Source organism: Paenibacillus sacheonensis (genome assembly GCF_009909195.1).
In the GTDB taxonomy this organism is placed as follows: domain Bacteria; phylum Bacillota; class Bacilli; order Paenibacillales; family Paenibacillaceae; genus Paenibacillus_Z; species Paenibacillus_Z sacheonensis.
The window spans coordinates 1-12227 of sequence record NZ_JAAAMU010000009.1 but is presented as its reverse complement, the minus strand read 5'-3'; the positions used below and the strand labels follow the sequence as shown (position 1 = coordinate 12227).

Sequence of the window (12227 nt, the reverse complement as noted above, 5' to 3'; positions counted from 1 at the left end):
GGCAAGGTACTGCCGATTTTACATGGATCAACGAATACGACGGCAAAGGAGGTGATGCCCTACAGGCATCCGACGCCGCGCAAGCGGCGCAGAATCGGCTATTAGGCAGGGGCTTGACGGCGATTCGAAAGGTTTTACCAGAGGAAGAGGAGGGATTTAGTAACGTGATTGCTGCCAACCGCATATCCGCATCAACGCTAACCCGTTTGCTAGCGTTGTTTGCCATCGCCTTCGGAGCCCTTATGACGGTCTTGGTCTGGGCGCCGAGCTTGGCGAACGCATCGAACACGACGTATTACGTCAACAACCAGCCGGGCTCGAACTGCAGCGATTCCGGTTCCGGCACTTCGACCGGGCAGCCGTTCTGTTCGTTCACGCCGATCAACAACATCGGCACCTTCGGCGCGGGGGACCAAATCCTGCTCGCCCGCGGCGCGACGTTCAATCAGCAGATGGTCGTAACGGGCTCCGGCAATTCGGGCAGCTGGATTACGATCGGCGCGTACGGCTCCGGCGCCGACCCGAAGATTATCCGCAACGGCGTCGAATCCGACCGGGGCATTCGGCTGAATAACCCGGATTACTGGCGCATCCAGAACCTCGAGGTCGGTTACGCCGGCGTCGGCATCCTGGTGACGTTCACGTCTTCCGGTCACCAGGGGCTCGAATTCCGCAATCTGTACCTGCATCACATCACCGGCATCCACGGCAATTCCGGCAGCGGCTCGCAGAACGGCGGCGACTACGTCATGAACTCGGCGGGCATCGACATCACGGCGAACGGCGCCCAGAAGACGGAGGATCACTGGAACGGTCCGGTCATCAACAACGTGCTGTTCGATTATATCGAAGGCGCGCACAATCTGGACACGATCGCGATCGACTTCCTCGGCGGCGGACTATCGTACGTCGGTCCTGGCGACCTGCGCCATGACGCGGCGACGAACGTCGTCATGAACCATTTGTACTTCCATGATAACGACGCGAACGGCATGGGCAACGTTTGCGGCGAAAGCCTGGCGCTTAATGCGACCGATGGCCTGACGCTCATGAACTCGGTATTCGACCATGCGAACAGCTGCCCGGCACCGACGGGAACCGCGGCGATCTACACCGGATTCCTGAACAACGCGAACTTCTTCAATAACATTATGAAGAACATGCCGAACACGAACTCGCCGGACCAAGTGTCGATCGACTACGAGGCGATCGTGTCGAACTTCAAGGTCAACAACAACTTCTTCGGCTACAATGCAGGCGCGGGCCCATCCATTCTCGCCTTCAATTCCTACATTGGCAGCGTCATTCCGAACAGGCTGGACAATTTGAGCATCGAAGGCAACGTGATGATGAACAACGGGCAGGGCTCCATACGCATCGCGGGGAGTGGGCTGAATCCGACGGGACGCATCGGCGACAACCTGTACCATGATTCCACGTTCATCTACACCGAAACCGGCGGCACGGCTAGCAGCATGACCGTGGCCAATAACCGTTACATTCCGACCGAGTCCGACCTCTACTCGTCGAGCTATCAGTTCGGCGGCACGCAGGGCGGAAACAGTTGGTCGTATCAAAGCTACAGCGGCTCCTCATGGTCCAATCTTGCTTACTACGACGCTTCCGCCAAGTCGTGGCAGCCGAGCTCCGGCACGGCCGTGCCGAACGTGCGGCAGTTCGAGCAGACGCCGGGCACGAGCGGCAAGATCGCCCGCGCGTGGACCGCGCCGTCTTCCGGCACGATCAGCATCCGCGGACGGTTGCTGAAGTCGGATCTCGCCGGCGGCGACGGCATTACGGCGCGCATCACGAAGAACGGGACGCGCATCTGGCCGGCAAGCGGCGACCAATCGATCGCGTACAACGACAAAGTCGGCGTGGAGCAGGTGCTCGACAACCTGTCCGTCACGGCAGGCGACGTCATCCGCTTCGAGGTGGACGGCAGCGCGAACAACGCGAACGACGCGACGAGCTGGTCGCCTTCGATCGCGTACACCGCGTTCGGCGGCATTCCCGCCGCGCCATCCGGCCTTACGGCTACGGCCGGCAACGGGCAGGCGACGCTGTCGTGGAACGCGGTCAGCGGCGCTTCGAGCTACACGCTCAAGCGGGGCACGTCTTCCGGCTCTTACGGCACGACGGTCGCGACCAACGTCAGCGGGGCGAGCTATACGGATACGGGCCTGACGAACGGTACGACGTATTATTACGTCGTCACGGCGGTCAACGGCAGCGGCTCGAGCAGCAATTCGACGGAAGCATCGGCGACGCCGAGCTCCGGCGCGGCGACGTACGCGGCCCAGTGGAACTTCAATTCGCCGGGCGACTTGGAAGGCTGGAGCCTGCAGAACGATGTCTCCGGCTCCGTCTCGAACGGATCGCTTCATGTGAACATGGTCGGCAGCGATCCGTACATCGTGTCGCCCAATAATATCGCGGCATCGGCTTCGAACAACGGCCATGTATATCTCAACATGCAGAACAATTCGGGCGCGACCTGGGGCGAAATTTTCTTCACGACGAACGGCTCGCCCGGGTTCGATCAGACCAAATCGCGTACGTTCACCATCGCGCCGAACAGCGGCTATACCGTCTACGACATCGACATGAGCGGCGTGTCCGGCTGGTCGGGCACGATCAAGCAGCTTCGCGTCGACGTCGCGGCCAGCTCGAGCAGCGTCGACTTCGACTACATCAAGCTCGGCGGCGTCGGCGGGGGCGGCGGAACGGTGCCAAGCGCGCCGACGGGACTGTCGGCATCCGCGGGCAATACGCAGGCCGGCTTAAGCTGGAATGCCGTCAGCGGGGCGACGAGCTATACGATTAAGCGCGGCACGACGTCCGGGACCTACGGCACGACAGTCGCGACCGGCGTCACGGGCACGACGTATACGGATACGGGCCTGACGAACGGAACGACGTACTACTATGTCGTCACCGCGGTCAACGGCAGCGGCTCGAGCACCGATTCCAGTCCGGCTTCGGCGACGCCTTCCTCGGGTTCCTCCTCGTACGCGGCGGAATGGAATTTCGATACGGCCAGCAATTTCGAGGGCTGGAGCATGCAGAACGACGTCTCGGGCACGGTCTCCGGCGGTTCCATGCATGTTTCCATGACGGGCGGCGGCGATCCGTATATCGTGTCGCCGAACAATATCGGCGTCGCTGCGGGCAGCAACAAGCATGTCTATATTCGGATGCAGAACAATACGGGCGCGACCATCATGCAGCTGTTCTACACGACGAATGCGGATTCCGTCATTACGGAGGGCAAATCGGTGCTGTTCAACGTGACGGCCAACAGCGGCTACACGTTGTACGACGTCGATATGTCCGTCGTAAGCGGATGGACGGGAACGATCAAGCAGCTGCGCCTCGACTATTTCACGACGAGCGGCAGCACCGACATCGATTCGATCAAGATCGGCAGCTAGACTGGCTTTGCCGGGCCGGGACTCCCCGGTCCGGCCTCCAATTCCATGAATTTCGAGGAGGCCCTAATAATGACGATCGTTCAACCCAAGCTGCCGCGCCGCGCGTGGCTGGCGCTGCTGACCGTATTCCTGCTGGCCGTGACCAGCGTGGCGGTATCGCCGAAGCCGGCGGCTGCATCCAATACGACCTATTACGTCAACAATCAATCCGGATCGGGCTGCAGCGACTCCGGTTCAGGCACGTCGACGCAGCCGTTCTGTTCGTTCACGCCGATCAATAACATCGGCACGTTCGGCGCGGGCGACCAAATCCTGCTTGCCCGCGGCGCCACGTTCAACCAGCAGATGGTCGTGGCCGGCGCCGGTAATTCCGGCAACTGGATCACGATCGGCGCTTACGGGTCCGGGGCACGGCCGAAGATCATCCGGAACGGCAGCGAGTCCGACCGCGGCATTCGGCTGACCAATCCGGACTACTGGCGCATCCAGGATCTCGAAGTCGGCTATGCCGGCACGGGCATCTTGGTTACGTTCCTGACTTCCGGCCACCAAGGACTGGAATTCAAGAACCTGTACTTCCACCACATCTCCGGTATCCACGGCCAATCCGGCAGCGGCAACCAGACGACCGGGGACTCCATCAGTACGTCCTCGGGCATCGTCATTACAGCGAGCAGCGCGAGGTCGGAGGATCCGTGGAACGGACCGGTCATCAACAACATGCTGTTCGACTACATCGAGGGCGCGCATAACCAAGATACCGTGACCATCGATTTCCTCGGCGGCGGCTACACGTACGTCGGTCCGGGGGTCACGCGCCACGACGCGGCCACGAACGTCATCATGAACCACCTTTACATTCATGACCACGACGCGAACGGCATGGGCAGCTACTGCGGCGACAGCATGGCGCTGAACGGCGTGAAGAACCTGACGCTCATGAACTCGATCTTCGACGAGGCGGGCGGCTGCGCGTCCCCGAGCGGCACGGCGGCGATCTATACCGCGTTCACGTACGATTCGAACTTCTTCAATAACCTGATGATCAACATGCCGAACACGGGCTCGCCCGACCAAGTCGGCATCGACTACGAGCACAGCGTGAACGGTCTGCACGTCAACAACAACTATTTCGGCAACAACGCGGGCTGGGGCCCTTCGATTCTAGCCTTCAACTCGTACATCGGCTCGGTTATTCCAAACCAATTGTTCAACTTGGAGATCAACGGCAACGTCATGAAAGGCAACGGCGGCGGTTCCGTCCGGATCTCGGGCAGCGGCGTCACGCCGACGGGCTCGATCCAGAATAACCTGTCCAGCGACAGTCCGTTCATCTACACGGACACCGGCGGCACGTCAAGCGGCATGACCGTCTCGAACAACAAGACGCTTTCGTCTTCGGACATCTACCATGCCGGCTACCAATTCAGCGGCACGCAAGGCGGCAGCAACTGGTCCTACCAATCCTATAACGGCTCGTCCTGGTCGAACCTCGCGTATTACGACTCCGCGGCAAAGGCGTGGCAGACGAATTCGTCTACGGCCGTGCCGAACGTGAAGCAGTTCGATCAGACGCCGGGCACGAGCGGCAAAATCGCCCGCGCCTGGACCGCGCCGTCGAGCGGCACGATCAGCATCCGCGGACGCGTGCTGAAATCCGACATCTCCGGAGGAGACGGCATCACTACGCGCATTACGAAGAACGGCACGCGCATCTGGCCGTCCGGCGGCGACCAGTCGATCGGCTACAACGATCTCGTGGGAGCCGAGCAGGCATTGGACAGCATCTCGGTCAGCGCGGGCGACGTCATCCGCTTCGAGGTGGACGGCAGCGGCAACAACACGGCGGATGCGGCAAGCTGGGCGCCGGCGATCGCGTACACGGCATTCGGGGGCGGAGGCAGCCTTCCTTCGACGCCGACAGGCCTGTCGGCAAGCGGCGGCAACGGCCAGGTAGCCTTGGGCTGGAGCGCCGCATCCGGCGCGACGAGCTACAATGTCAAGCGCAGCACGTCCTCGGGCGGCTCGTTCAGCAACGTGGCGACGGGCGTGACGTCCACGAGCTACACGGATACGGGCGTCACGAACGGCACGACGTACTATTACGTCGTCAGCGCGGTCAATAGCATCGGGGAAAGCGGCAATTCCAGCCAAGCTTCGGCGACCCCGTCCTCGAGCGGCACGAGCTATGCGGCCGAATGGAATTACGATACCGCGAGCAATTTCGAAGGCTGGTCCATGGCGAACGACGTGACCGGTACCGTCTCGGGCGGCTCGCTGCATGTCACCATGACGGGCGGCGATCCGTACATCATCTCGCCGAATAATGTCGGCGTCAGCGCGGCCAATAACCACATCTACGTGCGCGCGCAGAACAACACGAGCTCGACGAGCATGCAGATTTACTTCCAGAATACCGGCGACGGCGGATTTACCGAAGCGCATTCCAAGACGTTCACGATTAATGCGAACAGCGGCTACACGACGTACGACGTCGATATGACCGGCGTGTCCGGCTGGACGGGAACGATCAAGCAGCTGCGGGTCGACGCGTTCTCCGGCAGCGGCAGCATCGATTTCGATTCCATCAAAATCGGTGGTTCGGGCGGCGGGGGCACCGTGCCGAGCGCGCCGACAGGCTTGACCGCGACCGGCGGCAACGCGCAGGCCTCGCTCAGCTGGAGCGCCGTCTCCGGGGCGACGAGCTACAACGTCAAACGCAGCACGACATCCGGCGGCTCGTACACGAACGTCGCGACGGGCGTGACGTCGACGAGTTACACGAATACGGGGCTGACGAACGGCACGACGTATTACTACGTGGTCAGCGCGGTCAACAGCGCCGGCGAGGGCACCAACTCTTCGCAGGCGTCCGCGACGCCTTCTTCCGGCAGCAGCTACGCGGCCGAATGGAACTTCGACACTGCCGGCAATTTCGAGGGCTGGGCGATGCAGAATGACGTCTCCGGCACCGTCTCGGGCGGCTCACTTCACGTCAGCATGACGGGCGGCTCCGACCCGTATATTCTCTCGCCGGGCAGCATCGGTGTGAGCGCGAGCAACGGCCACCTGTATCTGCGCCTGCAGAACAACACGAGCTCCACGAATCTGCAGGTGTATTTCCAAAACACGGGCGACAGCGGCTTTACCGAAGCGCACTCCAAGACGTTCTCTATTAACGCGAATAGCGGCTACACGACCTATGACATTGATATGAGCAGCGTATCCGGCTGGACGGGAACGATCAAGCAGCTCCGCATCGACGAGTATTCCACGAGCGGCAGCATCGATTTCGATTCCGTCAAGATCGGGAATTAAGGGAAGCGCGTAAGCAGGGGCAGCTCCGAGAGGGGCTGTCTTTCTGCTGCTTGAAGCGGGAGCGACCGAAGGCGAGGAGCCGCGGCAAACGAAAGCGAAACGGACGGAACGAGGCGAAGTGACAGGATGGCGGAAAGCCGAATGGAATGCCTGTCGAAGTTGTGTCCGATTTGTTACAATATGGAATGACACATCTTGAGGAGGCGTTCGCATTGTCCGGTTCACAAGCAATGAAATGGCTGACAGGCGTATTCGAGCTGATTTTGGCCATTCCGATTCTCGGCGGCTTGATCGTCGTCGGGAGCAGCTACGGCGTTCTCGGGATCATGCTGCTGCTTCACATCCTGACGCTCGTGATGTCAGCGATGAGCAAAGAAGCCAAATACGGCTCCATCCTAGGGATTATCACATCCGTGCTGGGTTGGATTCCGTTCGTGGGCTGGTTTTTTCACTTGGTCTCCGCGATTCTGCTCATGGTCTCGGCGGCCCAGCGCGGCGGCAGGACAGGCTCTTCGATGTAATCCCGTTCTCGATCAATTGCATATTTGCCGGCCACGAACAAGGGGCTGCCCGCGTCATCAGACGTCCGGGCAGCCCCTTTGTTATAAGCGCTGATGCTTCATTTATGGGATACACGCTTCATTCATGAGGTTCATGCTTCGTTTATGCGATAAAATGTTTCTTTCGAAACTCCGCCGGCGTCATCGAGGACAGCCCTTTGAACCACTGCGCGAAGTACTGCATGGACGAGAACTGCAGACGCTCGGAGATGGCCTGCAGCGACGAGTTCGTATGCTTCAGCTCCGTGGATGCGTAGAAGAGGCGCTGGTGCTGGACGAATTGATTGACCGTCATATTCATATGGCGCAGGAACATGCGGGAGAGGTGGCGCTCGCTCACGTAGCAGGCCTCGGCGATCTCCGCCACGGTCGGATTACGGTAGAAATGCTGCTGGATGTAGAGTACCGCATTCTGAAGCAAAAGCGTGGGCTGCCCGTGCTGGTTGAGCGGCTGGGCGGGGGAAGCGGGGATCACGGATTGCAGCCGGGATTCCAGCACCTTCCACACCATTTCGATGAGGCGCATGTTGCCGAGCAGCCGATTGCCGATGCTGGCATCGACCGCCGGGCTGCCGATGCTCTCGAAGATCGAGAGCAAGTCCCCGCTGGAGAAACTGAAAGGGGCATAGATACGCGAGAGCGGCTCCCAGTGAGGCGGGAATTTCAAATCCAGAAAAACGTAATACAGCCCGAGGGGCGACGTTTTGTCCGAATATTGGGCGTGCATCTCTTGAGGAGGAGCCATGTAGACGATGCCGGGATACAGCTCCATTTCCCCGTTCTCCAGTTGATTGCGGCCGATCCCCTCGGTGATGAAATGGATCTCGTATTGATCATGCTTATGGGGGGCGATGTTCCATTCGGAATCCGGCGTAATTCGCCCCGCGCCCATGATTGTGATCTCGATGCCTTCGTAATTCACCCGCATTCGGCTCGACCTCCGATTCGTTCGGCAGCTCTTGGCGCTGGCGCAATATTAGACAGTCCAAGTATAGCAATTGAAAGAGCTTCCATCTAGTCTGTATTTCGTACTAATGTGTCTGTGTATTGGCTATAAGCGCCCCCGCGATTCCTCTAAAATGAAGGCGAAACCAACAATTCCATAGGAGGGTTCACCTTTGCCTACCCGTTTTCGCAAGGTCAAAATCGATGATACGGCCTACGAGGCCTGCAGCGTATTCGATGTCAACAACGACGGCGTACTGGATATTGTAAGCGGTGCCTTTTGGTACGAAGGACCGGATTTTCAGAAAAAGCACCCGATTTGCGAAGTGCAGGCGATCGGCGGCTACCATGACGATTTCAGCGATTTTCCGATGGACGTGGACGGGGACGGATGGACCGATATTATCACGGCCTCCTACTGGAGCCCGACCGTGCGCTGGCGCAAAAACCCCGGCGTGACCGGCGAAGAATGGCAGACGTTCGATATCGGACCGAGCGTCTGCAACGAGACGGTCCGCTTCTTCGATATCGACGGCTGCGGCATCCCGGAGATTTTCTCGAACGCGGTGCATGATCCGCAGCAGTACTTCAAATTGATCGTCGACGAGAACGGCCGCGGAACCGGACAGTTCGAGACGATCGTCATCGGCGAGTCGGCGGCGATGCACGGCATGGGCTTCGCGGACATCAACGGCGACGGCCGCACGGACATCATCCTCGCGAACGGCTGGCTGGAGCAGCCGGAGGACCCGTCGCAGCGTCCATGGAAATTTCATGCCGAATTCGACATGGGCCTCGCCAGCGTGCCGATGCTGGGACATGACGTCAACGGCGACGGCCTGATGGACATCATCGTCGGGCAGGGTCACGATTACGGACTGCACTGGCTGGAGCAGCGCATCGACGAGAACGGCGCGCGGTCGTGGATCAAGCACGAGATCGACATGACGGCCTCCCAATTCCACGACATGCAGATGGTCGACATCGACGGCGACGGCGAGCTGGAGCTGGTGACGGGCAAGCGATATCGCGCCCACAACGACGGCGACCCCGGCGCTTTCGACGACATCGGGATCTACTACTACAAGATTCGCGACGGCGCATTCGAGAAACACATCATCGATTACGGTCCGGCGGGAGAAGCGTCGGGCTGCGGCATTTATTTCTGGGTGCAGGATATCACGGGGAACGGCTTCCCCGACATCGTGGCGCCGGGCAAGGACGGACTTTATCTGTTCGAAAATCTAGGCAATGACGAGAAGGAGGCGTAATCAGCGTGGGTAAATTAAAAATCGGATTCATCGGTTCCGGCTTCATGGGCCAAAACGCGCATTTGTTCAACTACGCGATGCTGGAGGAGGAGTGCGAGGTCGTCGCCCTGGCGGAACCGCGCGCGGAGCTGGCGAAAAAGGTCGCTGCCCGCTACGGCATCTCCCGCATCTATGCGAACCATACGGAGCTGCTCGCGAATGAGCAATTGGACGCGGTCATTGCCTCCCAGCCTTTTCAGCGGCACGCGATCCTCATCCCGGACATCCTCCGCGCGGGCGTGCCCGTGTTCACGGAGAAGCCGCTGACGCTGTCGGTGGAAGCGGGCGAGCGTCTCGTCAAGCTCGGTCAAGAAACCGGCGCGCTGCACGTCGTTGGTTATCACAAGCGTTCCGACCCGGCCGTCGAGTATGCCAAGGCGCTCATCGACGAATGGCAGGCAAGCGGCGAGTTCGGCAAGCTGAACTACGTTCGCGTTTCGATGCCTCCCGGCAATTGGGTGGGCGGCGCGGACAACGCGCTCTGGACCGACGAGCCGACGGGCGCGACCGAGTGGGAGCCGCAGCCGGTGCCGGGCATGACCGAAGAGGAGACGGGCAGCTACGACTGGTTCGTCAACTTCTACATTCATCAGATCAACGCGATTCGTTACATGCTGGGCGAGCCGTATAAGCTCGTGTATGCTGCCCGCTCTGGAGCTTTGCTGGTCGGTGAGAGCGACAGCGGCAAATGCGTCACGCTGGAGATGGGCACGTACGTCACCTCGACGGATTGGCAGGAAAGCATCCTCGTCACCTTCGAGAAGGGGTTTATCAAAATCGAGCTTCCAGCGCCGCTGGCCCGCCAGCGCGCCGGAAAGGTCACCGTTTTCCGCGACAACGGCGGCACGCCGACCTTCACGGAGCCGGTGCTGCCGAACCAAGGCGCGATGCGCAAGCAGGCCATCAATTTCCTGGCTGCGGTGCGCGGCGAACGTCCGGCGCCTTGTACGGCCGAAGAAGCGCTGGAGGACCTCAAGATCGCCCGCGACTATGTCTTGTTCATGTCGAAGTACAAGGAAGAGTCGAAGGTGTAAAGCGCGCCGCATCCGGCTGGCCCGCTGACGGACAGCGAAGCGGTAGATCGGCAGCGAAGCGGCAGATGGCGATTGAAAAGTAATATTTGCGACGCAATCCAGCCGACAGTTGCTCGCTTGGCAACGATGCAGCAAACAGGCAGCAGAGCATCGGTAAGCAACGCTCGGCAGCCAAGCAAGCGCTGCGGTAAGGCAGCGAATTAACTAGCAGGCATTAACGTGGCTAACAGGCAGCGGCATGAAGCATTAATTCCGTAAAAATCTTAACGCGCCGAAGAAGCGGATGCCAGCTGCGGTCGGCATACAGATCATTACCGCTGGCGATTGCTGTACGTCATACGATGCGCAGCGACGAATTAGCCGAACTGGAAGCAGGCGTTGGAAGGAAGTAGGCGATGGCGTATCGCCCGCCGCACGGCACCTTGCCAAGAGATCGAGAACAGTAGCGATAAACCGCTTGAGTCACGCAGCTTCCGACAGTCGCGAAGCATAAAGAACAAAGGCCGGCGAGTGCACAAGTCGAGCTGCCCAGAACGACCGCCGCCAAACCGCTTGCCGGCAGGAATAAGTGCAAAAATGCAACTAATCGGCGCTCAAATCACTGAATACGAGAAATAAGTGCAGATCTGCACTTATTACATCGGTAATCGAGGTCCAGAGACGAAAATCCTTGGAATAGGTGCACATTTGCACCTATTTGGTCAGGGAGGTCAGTTTCTTCGAAAAATAAGTGCATATTTGCACTTAATTTCTCTTAATTACTCTTATTGCTCTTAATTTCTCTTATTTACTCTTTATCCCCTTTAGGGGGTTGAACCAATTGGTCTCACAGCATTTCGTAGCAGGCAGGGCAAGCGGACTACGGTCGCTCTCGGCCGACGAGGCCGGAGCATAGCGCAGCGTGCAACGAAAGTGAGTCTTCCACAACAGTCAGCTCTCCTACCCTGCAACGCCCCCTGCCGGGGGAAGTTCTGCAGGCCATGCTTTAAAAAGCCCCGGCGGGGGCAGGGGCCCGGAGGAGGTACGGAGTCGGAGATCGCCTTTGCAGTCGGAATTCCACCTTTACATGTCTTGGGAGATGAGAGAATTCCGAACTGCAACAGCGAACGCAGGCCCGTACCGCCGCAGGGCACCCGCGCCCCCGCCATCCGCTTTTTCAAACCATTCCAAAGAACGGGGTGTTACTTATGAGAAGAGTCGCCATCATCGGAGCCGGCAGCGTCGTGTTCTGCAAAACGCTGATCCTGGACATCATGGCCACGGAAGTGCTGGAAGAAACCGAATTCGTCCTCATGGCGCCGTCGACGACCAAGACAACGCATGTCAAAAGCTACATCGACCGCGTCATCGCGCAGAACAACCTCAAAGCCCGCGTCTCCATCACGACCGACCGCCGCGAAGCGCTCGCGGGCGCGAACTACGTCATCTGCTCGTTCCAAATCGGCGGCTTGACCGCGTTCGAGCTGGACTACAAGATTCCGCTCAAGTACGGCGTCGACCAATGCATCGGCGACACGCTCGGCCCGGGCGGCGTCTTCCGCGCCCTGCGCAGCATCCCGGTCATCCTGGACGTGGCGCGCGACATGGAGGAGCTGTGCCCCAAGGCGATCCTGCTCAACTACGTCA

7 protein-coding genes are annotated in these 12227 nt (G+C 59.7%); 6 read left to right on the top strand and 1 reads right to left on the bottom strand.

Features of this window, described 5'->3' with window-relative positions:
- The first annotated feature begins 164 nt into the window (after window positions 1–164).
- From GT003_RS32550 to GT003_RS17765, 3 genes are all read left to right on the top strand, one after another.
- The gene (locus GT003_RS32550; RefSeq protein ID WP_338045980.1) at window positions 165–3434 is read left to right on the top strand and encodes a fibronectin type III domain-containing protein; all 3270 of its coding nucleotides are present in this window, start codon (window positions 165–167) and stop codon (window positions 3432–3434) included.
- Window positions 3435–3503: 69 nt separating this feature from the next.
- Window positions 3504–6752 carry a fibronectin type III domain-containing protein gene (locus tag GT003_RS32545; RefSeq protein ID WP_239565960.1) on the top strand — a complete coding sequence of 1083 codons (3249 nt, stop codon included), beginning with the start codon at window positions 3504–3506 and terminating at the stop codon, window positions 6750–6752.
- Between the two features lie 212 nt (window positions 6753–6964).
- Window positions 6965–7273: a hypothetical protein gene (locus GT003_RS17765; protein ID WP_161700231.1), complete on the top strand. Its 309-nt coding sequence runs from the start codon at window positions 6965–6967 to the stop codon at window positions 7271–7273.
- A 142-nt stretch (window positions 7274–7415) separates the two neighbouring features.
- Here the strand turns inward: GT003_RS17765 and GT003_RS17760 are convergent, their stop codons facing one another.
- Window positions 7416–8240, bottom strand: coding sequence for an AraC family transcriptional regulator (locus GT003_RS17760; RefSeq protein ID WP_161700230.1), 825 nt, complete (start codon window positions 8238–8240; stop codon window positions 7416–7418).
- 190 nt (window positions 8241–8430) lie between these two features.
- Between GT003_RS17760 and GT003_RS17755 the strand changes: the two genes are divergently transcribed.
- The 3 genes from GT003_RS17755 to GT003_RS17745 all read left to right on the top strand — a co-directional run.
- Window positions 8431–9528, top strand: coding sequence for an FG-GAP repeat domain-containing protein (locus GT003_RS17755; protein ID WP_161700228.1), 1098 nt, complete (start codon window positions 8431–8433; stop codon window positions 9526–9528).
- Between the two features lie 5 nt (window positions 9529–9533).
- Entirely contained in the window at window positions 9534–10601 is a 1068-nt protein-coding gene (locus tag GT003_RS17750) for a Gfo/Idh/MocA family oxidoreductase (RefSeq protein WP_204798938.1), read from the top strand.
- Between the two features lie 1187 nt (window positions 10602–11788).
- A partial coding sequence (locus GT003_RS17745) for a family 4 glycosyl hydrolase (RefSeq protein ID WP_487247391.1) occupies window positions 11789–12227 on the top strand: 439 nt, incomplete at its 3' end.